The 19080-nt window shown below is 36.5% G+C and carries 20 protein-coding genes; 12 read left to right on the top strand and 8 right to left on the bottom strand.

The features are described 5' to 3' along the window. The first annotated feature begins 89 nt into the window (after positions 1 to 89). From fumC to FTV17_RS02230, 5 genes are all read left to right on the top strand, one after another. Positions 90 to 1484, top strand: coding sequence for a class II fumarate hydratase (gene fumC, locus FTV17_RS02250; protein WP_179998003.1), 1395 nt, complete (start codon positions 90 to 92; stop codon positions 1482 to 1484). A gap of 252 nt (positions 1485 to 1736) precedes the next feature. Next, positions 1737 to 2054 carry a hypothetical protein gene (locus FTV17_RS02245; protein ID WP_179998002.1) on the top strand — a complete coding sequence of 106 codons (318 nt, stop codon included), beginning with the start codon at positions 1737 to 1739 and terminating at the stop codon, positions 2052 to 2054. Between the two features lie 36 nt (positions 2055 to 2090). Next, positions 2091 to 2675 carry a DUF4760 domain-containing protein gene (locus tag FTV17_RS02240; protein WP_257219867.1) on the top strand — a complete coding sequence of 195 codons (585 nt, stop codon included), beginning with the start codon at positions 2091 to 2093 and terminating at the stop codon, positions 2673 to 2675. Positions 2676 to 2817: 142 nt separating this feature from the next. Further along, a complete protein-coding gene (locus FTV17_RS02235; protein ID WP_179998000.1) occupies positions 2818 to 3309 on the top strand; it encodes a hypothetical protein in 492 nt (163 codons plus the stop codon). A 246-nt stretch (positions 3310 to 3555) separates the two neighbouring features. Then, a complete protein-coding gene (locus FTV17_RS02230; protein ID WP_179997999.1) occupies positions 3556 to 4158 on the top strand; it encodes a nitroreductase family protein in 603 nt (200 codons plus the stop codon). Between the two features lie 49 nt (positions 4159 to 4207). On the opposite strand, the gene FTV17_RS02225 is transcribed toward FTV17_RS02230, so the two are convergent. From FTV17_RS02225 to FTV17_RS02210, 4 genes are all read right to left on the bottom strand, one after another. Continuing rightward, positions 4208 to 5416 (bottom strand): MFS transporter, encoded by a 1209-nt coding sequence (locus tag FTV17_RS02225; protein ID WP_179997998.1) that lies wholly within the window; start codon positions 5414 to 5416, stop codon positions 4208 to 4210. Next, positions 5413 to 5862, bottom strand: a complete 450-nt coding sequence (locus tag FTV17_RS02220) for a MarR family winged helix-turn-helix transcriptional regulator (protein ID WP_179997997.1) — start codon at positions 5860 to 5862, stop codon at positions 5413 to 5415. Before FTV17_RS02220 ends, FTV17_RS02225 begins: the two co-directional genes overlap by 4 nt. A 100-nt stretch (positions 5863 to 5962) precedes the next feature. Beyond that, positions 5963 to 6517: a thermonuclease family protein gene (locus tag FTV17_RS02215; RefSeq protein WP_035267796.1), complete on the bottom strand. Its 555-nt coding sequence runs from the start codon at positions 6515 to 6517 to the stop codon at positions 5963 to 5965. Positions 6518 to 6657: 140 nt separating this feature from the next. Further along, the gene (locus FTV17_RS02210; protein ID WP_179997996.1) at positions 6658 to 7572 is read right to left on the bottom strand and encodes a LysR family transcriptional regulator; all 915 of its coding nucleotides are present in this window, start codon (positions 7570 to 7572) and stop codon (positions 6658 to 6660) included. A gap of 89 nt (positions 7573 to 7661) precedes the next feature. Here FTV17_RS02210 and FTV17_RS02205 point away from each other — a divergent pair, with 89 nt between their 5' ends. Genes FTV17_RS02205 through FTV17_RS02190 form a run of 4 tightly spaced genes read left to right on the top strand, consistent with a single transcriptional unit; the run spans position 7662 to position 11522 of the window. Continuing rightward, on the top strand, positions 7662 to 8903 hold the full coding sequence (locus FTV17_RS02205; RefSeq protein ID WP_179997995.1) for an acyl-CoA dehydrogenase family protein: 1242 nt from the start codon (positions 7662 to 7664) through the stop codon (positions 8901 to 8903). A 27-nt stretch (positions 8904 to 8930) separates the two neighbouring features. Next, on the top strand, positions 8931 to 10052 hold the full coding sequence (locus tag FTV17_RS02200) for a phosphotransferase family protein (RefSeq protein WP_179997994.1): 1122 nt from the start codon (positions 8931 to 8933) through the stop codon (positions 10050 to 10052). Further along, positions 10049 to 10747, top strand: a complete 699-nt coding sequence (locus tag FTV17_RS02195; RefSeq protein ID WP_179997993.1) for a histidine phosphatase family protein — start codon at positions 10049 to 10051, stop codon at positions 10745 to 10747. The genes FTV17_RS02200 and FTV17_RS02195 overlap by 4 nt, the downstream gene beginning before the upstream one ends. A 31-nt stretch (positions 10748 to 10778) precedes the next feature. Continuing rightward, complete coding sequence (locus FTV17_RS02190) at positions 10779 to 11522, top strand: SDR family oxidoreductase (protein WP_179997992.1); 744 nt, start codon at positions 10779 to 10781, stop codon at positions 11520 to 11522. A 24-nt stretch (positions 11523 to 11546) separates the two neighbouring features. Here the strand turns inward: FTV17_RS02190 and FTV17_RS02185 are convergent, their stop codons facing one another. Then, on the bottom strand, positions 11547 to 12956 hold the full coding sequence (locus FTV17_RS02185) for an alpha/beta hydrolase-fold protein (protein ID WP_257219866.1): 1410 nt from the start codon (positions 12954 to 12956) through the stop codon (positions 11547 to 11549). Positions 12957 to 13070: 114 nt separating this feature from the next. Here FTV17_RS02185 and FTV17_RS02180 point away from each other — a divergent pair, with 114 nt between their 5' ends. Both FTV17_RS02180 and FTV17_RS02175 read left to right on the top strand, forming a co-directional pair. Further along, on the top strand, positions 13071 to 13793 hold the full coding sequence (locus tag FTV17_RS02180) for an SGNH/GDSL hydrolase family protein (protein WP_179997991.1): 723 nt from the start codon (positions 13071 to 13073) through the stop codon (positions 13791 to 13793). A gap of 13 nt (positions 13794 to 13806) precedes the next feature. After that, on the top strand, positions 13807 to 14394 hold the full coding sequence (locus FTV17_RS02175) for a uracil-DNA glycosylase family protein (protein ID WP_179997990.1): 588 nt from the start codon (positions 13807 to 13809) through the stop codon (positions 14392 to 14394). 29 nt (positions 14395 to 14423) lie between these two features. Here the strand turns inward: FTV17_RS02175 and FTV17_RS02170 are convergent, their stop codons facing one another. Both FTV17_RS02170 and FTV17_RS02165 read right to left on the bottom strand, forming a co-directional pair. Beyond that, positions 14424 to 14861 carry a hypothetical protein gene (locus tag FTV17_RS02170; protein ID WP_179997989.1) on the bottom strand — a complete coding sequence of 146 codons (438 nt, stop codon included), beginning with the start codon at positions 14859 to 14861 and terminating at the stop codon, positions 14424 to 14426. Positions 14862 to 14951: 90 nt separating this feature from the next. Next, positions 14952 to 16430, bottom strand: coding sequence for a phospholipase D family protein (locus tag FTV17_RS02165; protein ID WP_179997988.1), 1479 nt, complete (start codon positions 16428 to 16430; stop codon positions 14952 to 14954). Between the two features lie 201 nt (positions 16431 to 16631). Between FTV17_RS02165 and FTV17_RS02160 the strand changes: the two genes are divergently transcribed. After that, positions 16632 to 17741, top strand: coding sequence for an S-(hydroxymethyl)glutathione dehydrogenase/class III alcohol dehydrogenase (locus FTV17_RS02160; RefSeq protein WP_092766302.1), 1110 nt, complete (start codon positions 16632 to 16634; stop codon positions 17739 to 17741). Between the two features lie 41 nt (positions 17742 to 17782). Here FTV17_RS02160 and FTV17_RS02155 read toward each other — a convergent pair whose 3' ends face one another. Then, the gene (locus FTV17_RS02155; RefSeq protein ID WP_179997987.1) at positions 17783 to 18988 is read right to left on the bottom strand and encodes an amino acid aminotransferase; all 1206 of its coding nucleotides are present in this window, start codon (positions 18986 to 18988) and stop codon (positions 17783 to 17785) included. Positions 18989 to 19080 lie beyond the last annotated feature (92 nt).

Below are 19080 nucleotides of genomic sequence, written 5' to 3'. Positions count from 1 at the left end.
TGGTTTTTTTGATTAGCATCAAATCAACGGTGGATGAATCCGAATCAAACATGATTCTTCCAAGGAATAGCGAAATATTTGAGGCTGATATGCAAACACGTATAGAACACGACACGATGGGTGATGTAGAAGTACCAAGTGATGCCATGTGGGGGGCTCAAACCCAGCGCAGTTTGCAAAATTTCAAAATTGGTGGTGAGCGACTTCCTCGTGCGATGATCCGTGGTATGGGGCTGGTCAAAAAAGCTGCTGCACTTACTAATGCTGAGTTAAATCAGATTCCTGCTGAATTGGCGAATTATATTGTGGGTGCTGCAGAAGAAGTGATTACGGGGCAATGGGACAGTCAATTTCCATTGGTGGTATGGCAAACAGGTTCTGGTACTCAAAGTAATATGAACTGTAATGAAGTCATTGCAAATATTGCGAATCAAAAGCTGGGTAATCCGCTTGGATCACAGAAACCCGTTCATCCAAATGATCATGTTAATCGAGCTCAATCTACAAATGATTCATTTCCAACATCGATTCATGTCGCTGCTAGTTTACAGATCAATGAGTTACTGATTCCAGCAGTTCAAGCTTTACGTGAAACTTTAAATCAGAAGTCTAAAGAATTTTCAAATATCGTTAAGATTGGGCGTACACATTTACAAGATGCAACGCCGTTAACTTTAGGCCAGGAATTCAGTGGTTATGTATCCCAACTCGATCATGGATTAAAGCGTCTAGAGCAAGCTTTAGAAGGGTTATATGAATTGCCATTAGGTGGTACAGCTGTAGGGACAGGTCTAAATGCTCATCCTGATTATGCTGTAAATGCAGCAAAAAAATTGGCTGAGCTTACGGGTTTACCTTTTGTGACTGCACCAAATAAGTTTGAAGCACTAGCAGGACGTGATGCTGCAGTATTTGCTTCTGGCGCACTGAAAACACTAGCTGCGAGTTTAAATAAGATTGCCAATGATATTCGCTGGTTAGCGAGTGGTCCTCGTTGTGGTTTTGGGGAGATTCGTATTCCTGAAAATGAACCAGGTTCGAGTATTATGCCGGGTAAGGTGAATCCTACTCAAAGTGAAGCAATGACGATGGTTGTTGCGCAGGTTTTGGGTAATGACACGACGATTAATATCGCTGGTGCTTCAGGTAATTTTGAATTAAACGTTTTTATGCCGGTTATTGCTTATAATTTACTGCAATCAATTCAGCTGCTAGGTGATGCATGTAATAGCTTTAATGAGCATTGTGCTGTGGGGATTGAGCCGAACCAAGATAAGATTGATTATTTCTTGCATAACTCGTTGATGTTAGTGACTGCATTGAATCCTGTGATTGGTTATGAAAACGCGGCTAAGGTTGCGAAAACTGCCTATAAGGAAGGAAAGACTCTGAAACAAGTTGCTGTAGAGCTGAATTTAGTCACAGCTGAGCAGTTTGATGAAGTCGTTGTACCTGAGAATATGGTTTCACCTAATGTGAAGTGATTTTGATTTGGTGAATTTTATGATTTGAATGTTGATAACATATATTGACAAGCAACTGTCTTTAATATATTGACCAATTATTCATTTCAGAATACTATTTATATAACGACCTTTCATACGTCACTTAAGGCTTTTATAAAGGAGACAATCATGAATAATTATAAAGCTCGTCTAATCCTTGAAGAAGGCTATGGATTAGGTTGAGACTCATTTAAATTTGTGTAATAAAGCATCCATTAGGGTGCTTTATTTTTGAGTAAAATAAAATTGAATTACTTTTATACTTATCTTTTGATTATTCCATATGTCACTGTAATTGCTTATTTTTATATTTATCGTAGAGATAATTTCTTTATTAAGATTAGAAGTAGTAATCAACTCCTTCTCATCTTAATTTTATTAGGTATCACGTTTTTAGAAATATTAATTTGGAAAAGTTTTTTTGAAAATTATAAATTTCTAAATTTTGATATAGAAAATACAGATGGGCAGTTTAAAACGACAGCATTAGTTACGGTTTTAGCAGCTATAGCTGCCGTTTTTGGTTGGATTTTTACTTCAAGGGTGTAAATTATAAACACTATAAGAAGTCATTCAGTACAAGTATTGATGAATAGTAGGAATTCTACTGCGTATATTGCTAAGGTTGATATTGCAACCAAAATAAGAAGGAATTTGGGGAAGGATCAAAACGTAGAGTCAAAAGATAAAGTGCAATTGACTAGAGAAAAATTTAATTCATTGGAAGATGAGGAAAAATCGGCTGTAACATATTTATTAAATTTTTTGGAATTTGTAGCAATTGGAATCAGGCATAACAACTTAGATGAAGACTTAATAAAAAGTAGTTTCAAATCAATACTTAAAGCTAATTACAACCTCTTCCAACCTGTAATTGAATATTTAAGAGATATTGATAGTCCTAAAATTTACAATCAACTCGAAATTTTGCATAAAAGGTGGGAAGAGAACAAAGAACCAGAATGTATCAATTGTAAGCAAGGTATTGATGATGAAGTTCAGAATAGACAGAAACATAAATTTAATAATTTTCGGAACATTACATTAACAATTTTAACGGGCTCAGGGTGGCTAATAATGATAGCTATCATGAGATTAATAGATAAGTTGACGAAATATTCAACAGAGGAAGATTTATTATGCGATAACTGTAAAACATTAAAAAAATAAGTAAAAACTTCATCACATAGTCATGTAATTATTATGAGATTGATTAACTCGTCACAATTGTTAAAATACACATTGCTTTTAATTGCTGTTGTATCAAAGTTCTTATCTTAGACTTAAGACAGCCAATCTACGGAAATTTTCAATGCTCGATATATATTTAACAGATGTTCAAAAAAATGTTCAATTTCAAGATTATCCAGGTGAACATCCTGTTAAATTTATTCTTAACTTTAAAAAAATCTTCCCAAGTATCATGGAATTACTACTTCCTGTTCTGCCTAAAGATGAAAATCTAGAAGACATGACGTGGGAATCAACAACAAAAGATTTTGAAACGTTCAAACTCCTACTGACAGGTTGGGGTGTTATTGAACTGCGTCTAAATGCCATTACACAATTCAAAAATCGTGAATTTGCAGATCAGCTAGTAAAAACTGCTCAACAAAAAAGAGCAAAGTTTTCTAAAGAACAATCTAAGCTTAGTACGGTAGATTTAGACTATTTGTTCATGCATGAAGTTCATACGGCGATTGATGCTGAATTAGTGGAGTTAGGTGAAAAATTCTATTTGCCAACCTTACGCTCCCTATGGAAAAACCAATTATCGGCTCAGGTTCTTGAGGCTAAATTTTAAGCTTACATATGCCAAGACAAGCCCTCTATTATGGAGGGCTTTTTACTGTTGGGTAAAAAAAATACGGATAAAAATCAAATCTTCTAAATAGGGTTCAAAATGGATAGATGTTGGTCTGATAAATGCTTAATGTAACACTACAACATATTTGATTTGTTGAATATTTAATCTTAAGTTAAGTATTTCTAATGAATTAAAGGTCAGAGTATCGTATTTCCCCGAGGAAATACCAAAGGATTTCAAAAAATGTCGAATCAATTTTTAGATTTAATTAAAAAACGCCGTACGATTTATGCTTTAGGAAAAGCAGTTGAACAATCTCCTGAGTACTTAACAGATCTTATTCAGAATGCGATTAAACAAAGCCCATCATCTTTTAACTCTCAATCTTCACGTGCGGTAATTTTATTTAACGCTGAACATGAAAAGTTTTGGGGCTTTGTGAAAGAGAAGCTAAAGTCATATGCGAAGGACGAGGCGAGTGCAGCAAAAACTTCTGCAAAAATGGATAGCTTTGCTGCAGGCATAGGCACTGTATTATTTTTCGAAGAAATGGATACGATCACTGACTTACAAGAGAAATATCCTTCGTATGCGGAAAACTTTCCAATTTGGGCGGAACATTCAACAGCAATGGCACAGTTTGCGGTTTGGACAGCTTTGCATACAGAAGGTTTAGGTGCAAACATTCAACATTATAATCCGATTGTAGATGATCAAGTCCAAACTGAATGGGCTATACCAGCTTCGTGGAAACTACGCGCACAATTGGTATTTGGATCTAAGGAAGGTGAAGCTTTCGATAAAGGCTATATTGACGACGCCACACGTTTTAAAGTGTTTAAATAAAATATGGAAAAGCACTCATTGGAGTGCTTTTTTTAAACCCATAAATAGCCTAAGCAATATTCATATTTCGAACGTTTTTCCCATGTAATACATAATATAAGACAATGCAAAATAAAGTACCAATAGCACTATATAAATAGAGTTGTTGGTAACTGATCAAATCTAAAGCTAAACCTAAGAAATAAGGACCGAATCCTAAACCTGCATCTAAAAAGATAAAATAAGTTGAGGTTGCAAATCCCATTCGTTCCAAACTAGTACTTTTCACTGCAATCGTTTGGCAAATTGACTGGATATTACCGTAGCCTAAACCTAATAATCCTGCGCAAATCAACAAAAGGCCCGAACTGTTAGCTTGGCTCAACAAGAAGAAAGCAAGTGCCATAATGAGAAAGGCCGGATACATAATTATATTTTCGCCTTTCTTATCCATCAGTGGTCCCGTAATAGGACGAGAGAGCAGAATCGTCAACGCATAAATGAGAAAGAAAAATGATGCTGCTTCAACCAGATCAATTTCTTTGGCATAAAAATTAATAAACGATAGAACACCAGAGTAAAAGAGGGAGCTTACCAACATGATCAGAGCAATGGGTAAGGCGCTCTTTTCAATATATTGAGATAGAAAACTATTTTGAGCATGGGCCTGATCAGGTATAGACGAAACCTGATACAATTGAGGAACTTGAATAAATAATGCTGTAATAAAACATAAAACTGCAAGGATTGAAGATAGGGCAAAAATAATGTTGTAACTGACATGAAGCATTAGCCAGATTGCCAAAAATGGTCCAATTGCAGTTCCTAAAGTACTACTCATACTGTAGTAACCTATACCTTCACCACGACGGGTTGCGGGAATAATTTGAGCGATAATTGTGCCAAATACGGTGGAGGCAACTCCCATCATAAAGCCATGCAAGAATCGAACGATTAATAAAGTTCCAACCTCTAAATGGAGAAAATAAAAGCCTGAAAATATGAGAAATCCAGTGAGTCCGACCAGCATGGTGACTTTAGAACCGAATTTAACGAGGAATTTAGCCACCAATAAACGACCAATCAGTGTACCCACAATAAAAAGTCCTGATACTAAACCAGCCTGCGCCGTCGTCGCTCCAAGTTCTGCTATCGAAAATCCCACAATGACAATGACGAGAAGATAAAAAGTCAGTACCAATTGAAAGTTAATTAAACTGACGAAAATAAAGTTACGTGTCCAAAGAGGCTGATTAACTTGATTTGAGGAAGTACTCATAACTCCTCCACGATATTTAAGCTTTTATAACGCTCTAAAATAGACAAAAATAGTTGAAGTGTCTCAGCACTTTGAGCAATGTCTTCAGGATTTACTTGATTCAAAAACTGTTGTTCAAATTGATCAATCTGAATTGTACAAATTTGATAAAGATCTCTACCTTTTTCGGTTAATTGAATTAATTTTTGGCGTTTATCAGATGATTCTAAAAATTGAATAACATCTAATTTATGTAAAGTATTAATGCGTTTTGCAATTGATGGTTTAGAAACATTGAGTTCATGAGCCAAATCAATTGAAGTGATGGAGTCGTGATCATAGATATGATAAATCAACTGCCACATTGAATAGTTCAGTTGGTATTGAGCCAAGATATCATTTAAACGGTCGCTAAAGAGTCGCGCACTTCGCAGCAATACGACACGGAATTTGGGAGAATTTTGCATATAGTTAACCAAGCTAACTAGTTTGTTGGTTTGAATCTACGCTCAATTATTAGACGAATCAAGCGTAATGAACTTATTGAGAATCAGGGTATTGAAAATATTAGTTTTTTTGTTTTCTAAAAGTACTTGGTCGAATAGGACGGGTCCCGCGCCAGAGACCACGTTTATTGCGTTTTGCACTATCTTGTAGCGAGATCATATATTTTAATTGCTTTGGATCACGTATGTATTCTTCGTAAACCCACGCACCACCACGCCTCACTAATTCTTCATTCATATTCTTGCGATAGCGGTAGACCACACCCACGCAACGTCCATAACGATCAATATCCGTGATTTTTACACGAACAATTTTACCTTGAACCATTTTCTTAACTAAGCGTTGGGATTCAAGCCCGTAACTTTGATTAGATTCAGGCGCATCTACAAAAGCAAAGCGTAATTTAGTTTTAGAACGTCTCAAATTCAAACGATGGCAGGAGAGGGTGTCACCATCACTCACCGCTGTAACACGACACCAATAAGTTTTTCCTTTTTTAAAAGGTTTAAATACTTGAAGAAGATAAATCCATATTTGTCTGAAGATAATAAGAAGTAACAAGCATAAAATTGCCCCAAGCCCAATGAGCCATGATGCAGGGAGTTGATCAAACATAGAAAATACAAGAGAAAACAAGCCTTAATATGATAAATCAACTCGAAGTGAGTGTTTGATTCAATATTGAACAGATGGTGTTCACACAGATTTTCAACTAAATAGCCTAAGTTTTATCATCTATCACCACAACAAATAGCCTAAGCAAAAATTTTATTAATTTCTAAAATTAAATACTGAAACTTTTGATGCGATGCTAATTGTGAATTCCAATAAATTCCCATTTTCATTAAAGGCAATTCAACAGGGAGTTCAGAAATTTTTAAATCTTGAGGTAATTTTAAATTTTTTAAAATACTAAAAGGTAAGGTTAACAATGTGTCAGGATACTCCTTCAAAATTTGTAGTGCTGTTGAGTAATGTTGACAGCGTAAAAAAATATCACGTTGAATATTCAACTTTTTAAAATGTAAATCTTCAATAAGCACACCAGAATGCCTTGATGAAACACCAATATGTTGGGCATGTTTGTATTGTTCTAAATTTTCGATGGTTGTCAAACCACATATGACAAAGCGATCATTCACTAAAGGGGTAAAATAAATTTTCTCATCAACTTTCTGTTGAAGATCGACCACTAAATCAAGTTGCTGTGATAATAAATCTTTTGCCCAGTTAGTTCGATCTAACTTGATACTTTGAAACCGTGTCGCCAGTCCAAGATCACGAAAATGACGAATTAACTGCGGAAAAATCAAAGGCTCAATTTCATCATGAATTGCTATACGAATAGATTGAATCGTCAGTGGATCAAAAGATATATGATGAGTCGAGATATGCTGAATTGCGATTAATGTTTCTTTTATTCGCGGATAAATTTGATGTGAAAAGGGCGTCGCAACCATCTTTATACCACTTCGGATAAAAAGATCATCTTTCAATTGTAATCTTAATCGCTGTAAAGCATGACTGGCTGCAGATTGTGTAATACACATCAAATTTGCGGCTTTGCTGATACTTTGATGTTCGTATATCGCAATAAATAATGGATATAGATTGATATCAATGTGTGAAAAAGCGCTCAGATCCACAGATTCCTGATGAATTCTATTCATAAAGTAATATTTAAATAAATCATTTTATTCATAGTAGATTTCAAGCTATGTTGATGTAAAGCGTGATGAGAATATAGTTTGAGGGATTAATGTTTGAATTAACGGAAAAAGCTAAACACTTTTACGATTTAGCACAACGCTTTATTCAAGACGAAATAGAGCCTATAGAACAAGAATTTTGGCATAAAGTTCATCAATTAAATCCAAGTGATGATTGGACATCATGGACGTGGCCAGCAGAACTTGAAGTACTCAAACAAAAAGCTAAATCACAAAATCTGTGGAATCTTTTTTTACCAGACCCAGAATTTGGTCAAGGTTTAACAGTTCAAGAATATGCACACATTGCTGAGTTAACTGGCCGTAGTTTATTGGCTCCTACAGTTTTCAATTGTAATGCGCCAGATAGCGGTAATATGGAGTTAATTTGGCGCTATGGCTCAGAACAACAAAAAGAACAATGGTTAAAACCTCTCTTAGAAGGAAAAATTCGATCCGTATTTTGCATGACTGAACCAGAAGTTGCTTCTTCAGATGCAACGAATATGCAAGCTACTGCTGTAATTGAGGGAGACGAAATTGTTTTAAATGGACGCAAATGGTGGTCGTCGGGCTTAGGCGATCCTAATGCAAAACTCATTATATTTATGGCACATACACCAGACGCACATAAAGGTCGACATCAACAACATTCAATGGTTTTAGTTCCAGTTGAAACTGAGGGCGTAAAAATTGAAAGAATGTTACCTGTATTTGGTGATTATGATGCGCCACACGGTCATGGAGAGGTGACCTTTAATAATGTTCGTGTTCCAGTCACTCATATTATTGGTGGAGCAGGTCAAGGGTTTGAGATTGCACAGGGGCGACTTGGTCCAGGACGTATTCATCATTGCATGCGTTGTATCGGTGCTGCAGAGAAATCATTGGAATTAATGATTGATCGTGGAATGCAAAGAAAAGCATTCGGCAAGGAAATTTTGAAACTTGGTGGTAATTTGGAAAGAGTCGCGGAAGCGCGTGTTGCCATCGATCAAGCACGTCTCTTGACCTTATATGCGGCATATAAAATGGATAAACTGGGCAATATGGCTGCACTCACTGAAATCTCTGCAATTAAAGTCGTTGCACCTAGTGTTTTGGAAAAAGTTGTCGATATGGCAATGCAAATTCACGGCGGTGCAGGTTTATCTAGAGATACGCCATTGACAGGTTTTTTTGCACAAGCGCGTGCATTACGTTTGGCAGATGGGCCAGATGAGGTGCATAAAGGCATGATTGCAAAATTGGAACTTGCGAAACGTGGTTTTTCAACTCGTCATTCTCAATAAGATGAGTACTCGATTTAAGGAAGAAATATGTCAGTTATAGATACAGCAGGGCAAGTCAGACGTGGTGAAGAGGTCGATATCGTTTCAGTCACAACCTGGTTAAATCAAAATGGCGTGGAAGTGATTAAGCCTGTAGAAGTTACACAATATTCTGGTGGAGCTTCAAACTGGACATACCGGCTAAAATATAGCAATGCAGATCTGATATTAAGAAGACCACCCGCAGGAACCAAAGCCAAATCTGCTCATGATATGGTTCGAGAACATAATGTTCAGAAAGCTTTAAAAGATCTATATCCAGTCGTGCCCAAAATGCTGGCATTATGTCAGGATGAATCTATACTCGGATGCGATTTTTATGTGATGCAGCGAATCGAGGGAATTATACCAAGGGCAAAGCTTCCACCAGAACTAAAACTCACTGAGTTTGATGTGCATCAGCTTTGTATAAATTTTTTAGACAAATTGATTGAATTGCACCAAGTTCCTTATCAAGGAACAGCACTTGAGCAAATTGGAAAAGGTGAGGGTTACTGCCGTCGTCAGGTCGAAGGTTGGGACAGTCGCTACGAAAAAGCCCATACCATCAATGTACCGACCTTTAAGTTTGTACGAAATTGGCTTAAAGACAATATTCCTGAGGATTCAACCAACTGTATTATTCACAACGATTGGCGTTTTGATAATGTCATATTGAATCCTCAACAGCCTACTGAGGTCATTGGGGTGTTGGATTGGGAAATGGCGACAATTGGTGATCCACTTATGGATTTAGGATCAGCCTTAGCATATTGGGTTGAAGAAAACGACAATATGATCTTTAAATCGACACGTCGACAACCTACACATCTTAAAGGCATGTTTACACGTCAAGAAGTTGTTGATTATTACCTAGAAAAAACAGGACTGAAGCCATCTAACTGGACGTTCTATGAAGTATTTGGGATCTTTAGATTAGCGGTCATAGCACAACAAATTTATTATCGTTATTACCATAAACAAACGGATAATCCTGCATTTAAGGATTTTTGGATTGTGATTCATGCATTACATATTCGTGCTTTAAAACTTATAGGTATACAAAAGCTTGAAGCGAATGAAATTGCAAAAACTTATCTCGCAAAATTACAGGATATTCTGCCAAGATGACGACAATATATTTGGTCAGACATGGTCAAGCTTCATTTGGTGCTGAAAGTTATGATCAGCTTTCTCAGAAAGGTGAAGTTCAAGCACGTGTGTTGGGACAATATTTTCAAAAGTTACTACAAGAGCGACCATATGTCATAGCTGGCTCGATGAAACGTCATCAGCAAACGGCGTATATCTCTTTGAATGAATGTTTTCCTGACAGTCAGATTGATATCGATCCACATTGGAACGAGTTCAATCATCAACAAGTGTTTGCAAAATATGAACCACGTTTTGCAGATCCTGCATTACTTAAAAAAGATGTTGGTCAAGCTGTAGATCCTCGTGCCTATTTAGGAAAAATTTTTGAAGTTGCAATTCAACGTTGGACTAAGGGGGATCATCATCATGATTATGATGAAAGCTGGCCGCAATTTCAGCAACGAGTGCTTCATGGCTTGAACAAACTATGTATACAACTTGAAACAGAAAAACCTCGCTATGCCGTAGTTTATACGTCTGGTGGTGTGATATCTGTCGTTGCAGGGCATTTACTTGGTTTAAGTGCAGACAAAACTTTTGCATTGAACTGGGCAATCACTAATACCAGTTTTACCACCTTGAGATTGGTTGGTACAGAACCACAATTACTCAGTTTAAATGAACATCATTATTTAAAAGAACAAGATCGTGATTTGCTCACTTGGATTTGATCAAGGCTATATGCCATAGAGAGAAAATGGAATGAACAAAACTATATTAATTACAGGTGCAAGCTCAGGTATCGGTGCTGGGATGGCACAAGAGTTTGCAAAAAAAGGATATAACCTAGCGATCTGTGCTCGTCGTTTAGAAAGGTTGTATGCTTTAAAAGATGAAATAGAACAACGCTATCAGGTAAAAGTAAGTGCGAAGGTATTGGATGTCACGGATGATGAGCAAGTCTTCCGTGTATTTAAAGAGTTTAAAGATGAGCTAGGCACTATCGATCGAGTGATAGTCAATGCTGGTGTGGGCGAAGGACGTCGTATCGGTAAAGGTAATTTTGCGATTAATAAAGCAACAGTTGAAACTAATTTTATTTCTGCGATGGCACAATGTGAAGCAGCGGTCGAAATTTTTAGATCTCAAAATTCAGGACATTTAGTTGTAATATCATCGATGAGTGCTTTGCGTGGTATGCCAAAACATCTTACAGCTTATGCTGCCAGTAAAGCGGGAATTGCGCATTTAGCCGAAGGGATTCGAGCTGAACTTCTTGGAACACCAATTAAAGTTTCAACGATTTATCCTGGTTACATTCGAACTGAAATTAATGAAGGTGCTGGAAAATTACCTTTTGAGGTCGATCAAGCCACAGGATCACGACTATTAGCTGAAGCAATCGAAAAGCAACCAGTCAAAGCATATGTACCAAAGTGGCCATGGTTGCCATTGGGTTTTGCAATGAAGGTTTTACCGCTTCAGCTCGTCAATAAGCTGAGTTAAAAGAACGTCTTATAAATCCCACATTTAGTGGGATTTATTTTTAAAGAAATATTTCAAAGCATCTTGTATGACGATTTTCCAAACGGCATATGAATGTCCGCCTATATATTCTTGATAGTGAACATTGTGTCCCTGATCGATTAAATCCTGAGCGACAATCGGAGAGGTTTCTAGAATGCTTAAGCTATTATTTTGTCTCGAATATTCATAGCTATTGGCTGAAATATACCAATTGAGTTTCTTTGTATTGTCTAATGTTGAAGCTCTGATCAGTTTACTCATACCATTGATTGTATCGTTTGGATCAGATTTCCACCAAAATGAACCAGAAAGTGGCACGACGTGACTAATATCATTGGATATTTTTAACGCCAAATAAGCAGAACTCAGACCACCTAAACTTGAACCCAACAAGACTGTTTTGTTGTGATCACGTTGGTAGGGCAAATGTTGACTCATCCAAGGCAATAATTCTTCTTGAAAAAACTGTGTGTATTCTGGATTGGGACTAAGTTCTTTAGCACGTAATTGATCATTTGGGTGTCCAACAAAAACAGCCTGTATAGGTGGGAGTTGCTGTTGTTGAACCAACTGATCTAATATCTGAGGAACTTTAACTAAATGCGCATATTGCTCACCATCAAAAAAAATTAGAGTGATATATGATTTTCCGACTTGAGGTGGAGTTGCATAAATCTGAATAAGACGATCATTTCCCAAAACTTTACTTTTCAACACGGATGAAACTAATTGTTTTTCACTATTTTCAGCCATTTGAGTTGGATCAATAAAGTTAGGCGCTCGACTAAGTTTTGCGATATTTTCATTCCTCAGTGTGGTATTCGTTTTTATAGCAATGTTTTTAGAATCAAACCACTTATGAGGATTGAGAGGGTCGAGTTGTTGTACCTTTAAAATAGATCGACGCTGATCTCGTGATTCTTTTAAATTTGGGTTTAAATGTGGGCAGTAATTTGATAAATATCCATCCATATTTGGCGAATCCACAGCAAAACTATAACTTCCGATAAATCTTGAATCGACAATACTTTCTTTAAACCAAATATCAGTACCTTTAAGCCTAGTTAACCATTCATGATCATTACTCGGACCACCGATTAATCGCACATTGTGTTTTGCACCACGATATAAATAAATGACACGTTGGTGTGTTTCATTAAAATCTTCAATTATTGGGGTTTGATTTTTACGAATTTCCGACCAAAATTGATCGAGGAGATGATTTTTTTGATCAGGATACATCTGAATCTGTTTTTGGATTTGTTGAAGTACCTTACTTTTAGCATCCATATCCTCACATACAGGGGCATAGGATTGAGTGCTGACTTGTAATGAATGATTTACAGAAAGATCAGCACTTACTGCGGAACTCACTAACATCAATATAGAAAAAAATTTGATAGGATGATTCATGGATTTTAGCTTTAAATTAATTATGTAAATGATAATTATTTTCAATAATAAATAGCAATGAAAATATCAAAAAATCGTTTAAAATAGAAAATATCAAAACCTAAAATCAATTACATGTTTCTTAAATTAGCGACAATCGCACTCATTCCAGCTTTACTAGTGCAAGGTTACCAAGTCAAGAAAAATACACCTCGTTTAGCAGAAGCTTTGGGGGAAAGAAATGGTTTGGTTGGGAATGGTCCTCAAATATCAATTTTAATTTTAGGCGATTCAGCTGCTGCTGGTGTGGGTGTGCAATTTCAAGAAGAAGCGTTAAGCGGAACATTATTACAGGAACTTAGAGATCATTTTCAAATTCGCTGGTCATTAATCGCAAAAACTGGAAATTGTACTTCAGATGTGATTCGAACTATACAGGCTATTAATGACGATCAGTTTGATATTGTAGTAACTTCGATAGGGGTCAATGATGTAACACAGCTCATCTCACCGCAAAAATGGATCTGCCTACAAGAACAATTATATTCACTGATCGCTGAGAAATTTTCACCCAAGCTCATTATCGCGACTGGAGTTCCACCGATGAATGAGTTTCCTGCATTACCAAATCCTTTAGCTTGGTTGTTTGGAAAATATGCCCATCAAATGAATGTTGAATTGGAAAATTGGATTGAACCACAACCAAAATTTGAATTGGTTAAATATGATTTGGATGAGTATAAACAACTCAATTTGAAGATGGCTGAGGATGGATTTCATCCAAGTAAAGAAATCTATCAGCTTTGGGCAAAAAAAATTAGTTCGATTATTCAAAATCACTTTAGATCGAAAAGTTAGACCGAAATTTGATATGACTGATATCGAAACACATCCACTTGAGCCATTTGTACCCCATCAAGCCAAATTACTTATGCTTGGCAGTTTTCCTCCGCCGAAAGCAAGATGGAAAATGGATTTTTATTATCCGAATTTTCAAAATGATATGTGGAAAATATATGGGTTGATCTTTTTTCAAGACTCTCATTATTTTCTAGACCGTGAAAATAAACAATTCAAAGAGCAAATGCTGAAAGATTTTCTAAATGAGTTGGGCATTGCAATATTTGATACAGCCTATCAAGTACGGCGTTTGAAAGACAATGCCTCAGATCAATTTCTAGAAATCGTTACACCGACAGATATGTTTCTATTGCTTAAAAAAATTCCATATTGTCGAGATATTATGACCACAGGTGATAAAGCAACTGAGACCTTATTAAAGTCAATGAATGCATCTGTACACACTAAAGTTAAAATGGGTACAGTCGTGGATCTGCAATTTGATAACAAAGATATCCGAATCCATCGTATGCCATCTTCTTCAAGAGCTTATCCTTTAGCTCTTGAAAAGAAAGCCGAATACTATCGTGAACTTTTCCAGTCAATTGGATTAATTTAACAACTTGTTAAAGTCAATCGAAATGCTTATTACACATCATAATCTACATAATCCCACAAGTTTAAACGTGATTTAATTTCTTTACGAATATGTGGAAGCATATTGAGTAGAGTACCATCAATCCATAAAGATAATGCTTGAGCAGATAATTCTTGTCCTTCTTCATCAACTAAGCGAGCACCCTTCACAATCACGAGCGTTTGTTCTGAGACAGAGGTTTCAATGCCTTTGAACAATACTTGTAACTCATGACCATTGTCTAAAATTAACCAAGCCAATTCAATTTGAACATTATGGTTAGACTTTAAGGTGATAGAACCTTCAACTAAGTCTTCATCAGTAAGGCAATCATAATCAACACTAATTTTAGCTAAATACCATTCATGCTGAGATAAATCTTCAAGTGATAAAAAAGGGGTGAGTATGTCGTTCAGATTATACTGTCGACTAAGATCAAAAAATTGCATGGGAGTAGAGTAGAACCAAGGGTTCAAAAAATAAAACGTGAATAATAATGCAATTTATCCTGGTTGTACAAACCAGTCACAACAAAGAATTTACATCATCCATTCGATTGGGAGATAGGACAAAGACTTGAACATAAATCTCTGAAAACGAGTCGTTTCAGGGTCATGATCATGTATTAACTGTTCTTCACCTCGTTGTTCTTCCCATCTTAAGTTTTGATGTGCATCCAAATGTAGTTGATAGGCAACTTTGGGAAGATTTTCATCTAAAGATTGAGATATCTCTGTTTTAAAATCGGCTGACTCAATGATCAGTCCAAGTTCAGTATTCAAATACGCTGAACGTGGATCAAAATTGAATGTTCCAATAAAAACTTTATCATCTACAGTAAAAAATTTAGCATGAAGCCGCGACGCATTTTTTCCTTTCGCAGGAATAACATTACCCGTCATAATTTCATACCAAGTCCGATCAGACCGTTCAATAAAAGGTTTAAACTCGTAAAGTTTTACATCTGACCTTAAGAGTGATGTTCGATATTTTTGATAAAATGCATGAACAATCGGGACATCATTTGCCAAATATGAGTTTGTTAAAACTCGAACTTTGACATTCTGCTCACTCAATTGTTTGAGGAAAGACTCACCATGAACAGTAGGAACAAAATAGGCAGACACCAAGTTTATTTCTTGAGCAGGTTTCCCCATAATGGATTTGAACTGATTAAACAGCAGTTCATGAGATTGAGCTTTCGCTCTGATTTTATTGGGGCTGTCTGCAACAAAATGAGCTTTAGACCAACGAATAGGATGTTTTTTTAAATTTTCTTCTAAAAAACGTTCTGCTTGATCAATACGTTTTTTAGTTTCAGCACCTTGAAAATTTTGCTTGGTTGAATAATGCGATCTTAAATGCGCTAATTCTTTTTGAGACTCAGGAATTATTTGCTGAATATCATAACTCAGCTCATCATTCCAAAATTGGTGAAACACCGTGTTTGCAGCTGAAACTGATTGACCTGCAAATAAAATATCCATATCCGCGAATTGAAAATTGTCACTGGCATCAAAATATTCATTACTGATATTACGCCCCCCAGTAACAGCAATCGCTCCATCAGCAATAATCAATTTGTTATGCATTCTATGATTGATTTTATTAAAGCGAAACACATAATCCAAAACTCTAAAGCTGCGAAATTTGTAGGGATTGAATAGTTTAATTTCGATATTAGGATGTTTAGACAATGCACTTAAGGTCGAGTCTAATTGAGTGCCATTTTGATCATCAATTAACAGTCGAACCCTCACATTACGATCAGCTGCTTTGAGTAGGTCAGACAATAAATGCTGACCTATCACATCATTTTCCCAGATATAGTACTGTAAATCGATCGTATGTTGCGCTTCACGTATTAAGTGAACACGTGAGGCCATACTCATAAAAGGATCATGAAGTGGTAAAAATGCAGTTAAACCCTGTTCAATATTACGTTTTGTTTCTGGTGTATTGCTGAGCCAATGTGTGGTATGAGGTTGGATTGGGGCTTGTTTTATACTTGTATTCATCGCCAAATTACATCCAGTTAAAATAAAGAATGTAAGTAAACACAATATATATCGCAACATAAGGATCAAAGCTGTCGTTCCTAAATCTTATTATTCAGTTGTATGGCTATAATATCATCAATCAAATAGTTGAATGTTTTTATCAAAAGCGGTTACTGTAACTTATCTGCTAAATCTTAATTTACAAAGGAAGTTTTCATCATGAAATCTCGTGCAGCGGTGGCATTCGGTCCAGGTCAGCCATTACAAATTGTTGAATTAGATGTTGCTCCACCACAAGCTGGTGAAGTATTGGTGAAAATTACGCATACAGGTGTTTGTCATACTGATGCATTTACACTTTCTGGTGAAGACCCAGAGGGCGTATTCCCTGCGGTACTGGGTCACGAAGGTGCAGGTATTGTAGTTGAAGTTGGTGAAGGTGTAACCAGTGTAAAACCAGGTGATCATGTCATTCCACTTTATACTGCAGAATGTGGCGAATGTTTGTTCTGCAAATCAAATAAAACAAACTTATGTGTCTCTGTACGTGCCACTCAAGGTAAAGGTGTAATGCCTGATGGAACGACTCGATTCTCGTATAACGGCGAACCTATTTATCATTATATGGGATGTTCAACATTCAGTGAATACACAGTTGTTGCCGAAGTATCGTTAGCAAAAATTAATCCTGAAGCAAACCCTGAACACGTTTGTTTATTGGGTTGTGGCGTAACGACTGGTATTGGTGCGGTTCACAATACTGCTAAAGTACAGGAAGGTGACACTGTTGCTGTATTCGGTTTAGGTGGTATTGGTTTAGCAGTTGTTCAAGGTGCTAAACAAGCCAAAGCTGGCCGAATTATTGTAGTGGATACTAATCCAGAAAAATTTAAATTGGCTGAGCAGTTTGGTGCTACAGATTTCCTCAATCCTAAGGACTATGATCAACCTATTCAACAAGTCATTGTAGAGATGACTGGCTGGGGTGTTGATCATTCATTTGAGTGTATCGGTAATACAAACGTAATGCGTTCAGCGCTTGAATGTGCACACCGTGGTTGGGGGCAATCTGTCATTATCGGTGTGGCTGGTGCAGGTCAAGAAATCTCAACTCGTCCATTCCAATTAGTGACTGGACGTAAATGGATGGGTACAGCATTTGGTGGTGTAAAAGGTCGTACTCAATTACCAAAAATGGTTGAAGATGCGATGAAGGGTGACATTCAGTTAGAACCTTTTGTTACTCATACTATGGGGCTAGAAGACATTAATAAAGCCTTTGACTTAATGCACGAAGGTAAATCAATCCGTACAGTTGTTCATTTTTAATTGAGCAAAAAAAAACGGGCGATATGCCCGTTTTTTTTGTTTTAAGCAGTAGCTTTCAAAACTTCTGCAATTGATTCAGCCACATAATCAATATTATTCAAGTTTAATCCTGCTGCGCACATACGGCCACTACGTACTAAATAAATACCATATTTATCTTTCAGAATATCCACTTGTTCACCAGTCAAACCTGTATAACTGAACATACCTTGTTGTTTTACTAGATAGCTAAAATCACGTTCAGGTAGAGCCGCACTCAATTTAGCATTTAACAATTCACGCATTTTGATAATACGTTCACGCATTTCTTGTAATTCAGCTTGCCATTGAGCAGTTAGATCTGCGTTGTTTAACACGTTTTCAACCAACAATGCACCTGTGCTTGCTGGACTAGAATAAATACGGCGTACAGTGGCTTTTAATTGTCCAAGGACTTTTTGAGCAGTAGCTTGATCATCACAGACAAATGTTAAGCCGCCGACACGCTCACCGTACAGTGAGAAGATTTTTGAGAATGAATTACTCACAATGAAATTCATACCTGATTTATCTAAAGCACGAATAAGGTATGCATCTTCTTCAAGACCTTTACCAAAACCTTGGTAAGCAATGTCAAGGAATGGAATAAGGTCATTCGCCTTAAGCACTTCGATCACTTGATCCCATTCTGCTGGCGTTAAATCTGCACCAGTTGGGTTATGGCAGCAAGGATGAAGCAAAACAATACTTTTTGCTTTTAGTGTTTTTAATTCCTCAAGCATTGCTGCAACGTTAACGCCATTTGTATCAGCATCAAAATAAGGATAGAAATGAGATTGGATACCAGCGCCATTAAAAATTGCGATATGGTTATCCCAAGTTGGCTGACTTACCCAGATATCTGATTCAGGAAAATATTTTTTCAAAAAATCAGCACCGACTTTAAGTGCACCTGAACCACCAAGTGTTTGAATCGTGACAGCACGACCATCTTTACGCGCTTGACTATCAGGACCTAAAACTAATGCTTGAGTCGCTTCGTTATAAGATTTCAAACCATCCATTGGTAAATAAAGTTTAACTTTATCGTTGCTCGGTTCAATATTTTTGTACGCAGCTTTGACCGCATTTAACTGAGGTACAATACTGTCTTCGTTATAATATAGACCAATACTCAAATTCACTTTTTGAGTACGCTCATCTTTACTATATTCTTCCATAAGTGAAAGAATAGGGTCACCTGCATAAGCATCTACATGATGAAACATGGTCTAAATTTCCTAAAATGTTCAAAGTAAAAAGTTTAATCGGATAATATATATAATTTCCGTACGATCACAAGATCGAATTACAGGACTAA

Origin of the sequence: Acinetobacter sp. YH12239 (assembly GCF_013417635.1) — a bacterium.
GTDB lineage: Bacteria > Pseudomonadota > Gammaproteobacteria > Pseudomonadales > Moraxellaceae > Acinetobacter.
The sequence above is the reverse complement of the archived record's forward strand: the minus strand, read 5'-3'. Positions and strand labels throughout refer to the sequence as shown.

Coding starts and splice junctions, on each gene's coding strand:
- fumC (WP_179998003.1), top strand. CDS start 90: ATGCAAACACGTATAGAACACGACACGATGGGTGATGTAGAAGTACCA.
- FTV17_RS02235 (WP_179998000.1), top strand. CDS start 2,818: ATGCTCGATATATATTTAACAGATGTTCAAAAAAATGTTCAATTTCAA.
- FTV17_RS02230 (WP_179997999.1), top strand. CDS start 3,556: ATGTCGAATCAATTTTTAGATTTAATTAAAAAACGCCGTACGATTTAT.
- FTV17_RS02225 (WP_179997998.1), bottom strand. CDS start 5,416: ATGAGTACTTCCTCAAATCAAGTTAATCAGCCTCTTTGGACACGTAAC.
- FTV17_RS02220 (WP_179997997.1), bottom strand. CDS start 5,862: ATGCAAAATTCTCCCAAATTCCGTGTCGTATTGCTGCGAAGTGCGCGA.
- FTV17_RS02215 (WP_035267796.1), bottom strand. CDS start 6,517: ATGTTTGATCAACTCCCTGCATCATGGCTCATTGGGCTTGGGGCAATT.
- FTV17_RS02210 (WP_179997996.1), bottom strand. CDS start 7,572: ATGAATAGAATTCATCAGGAATCTGTGGATCTGAGCGCTTTTTCACAC.
- FTV17_RS02205 (WP_179997995.1), top strand. CDS start 7,662: ATGTTTGAATTAACGGAAAAAGCTAAACACTTTTACGATTTAGCACAA.
- FTV17_RS02200 (WP_179997994.1), top strand. CDS start 8,931: ATGTCAGTTATAGATACAGCAGGGCAAGTCAGACGTGGTGAAGAGGTC.
- FTV17_RS02195 (WP_179997993.1), top strand. CDS start 10,049: ATGACGACAATATATTTGGTCAGACATGGTCAAGCTTCATTTGGTGCT.
- FTV17_RS02190 (WP_179997992.1), top strand. CDS start 10,779: ATGAACAAAACTATATTAATTACAGGTGCAAGCTCAGGTATCGGTGCT.
- FTV17_RS02185 (WP_257219866.1), bottom strand. CDS start 12,956: ATGAATCATCCTATCAAATTTTTTTCTATATTGATGTTAGTGAGTTCC.
- FTV17_RS02180 (WP_179997991.1), top strand. CDS start 13,071: ATGTTTCTTAAATTAGCGACAATCGCACTCATTCCAGCTTTACTAGTG.
- FTV17_RS02175 (WP_179997990.1), top strand. CDS start 13,807: ATGACTGATATCGAAACACATCCACTTGAGCCATTTGTACCCCATCAA.
- FTV17_RS02170 (WP_179997989.1), bottom strand. CDS start 14,861: ATGCAATTTTTTGATCTTAGTCGACAGTATAATCTGAACGACATACTC.
- FTV17_RS02165 (WP_179997988.1), bottom strand. CDS start 16,430: ATGAATACAAGTATAAAACAAGCCCCAATCCAACCTCATACCACACAT.
- FTV17_RS02160 (WP_092766302.1), top strand. CDS start 16,632: ATGAAATCTCGTGCAGCGGTGGCATTCGGTCCAGGTCAGCCATTACAA.
- FTV17_RS02155 (WP_179997987.1), bottom strand. CDS start 18,988: ATGTTTCATCATGTAGATGCTTATGCAGGTGACCCTATTCTTTCACTT.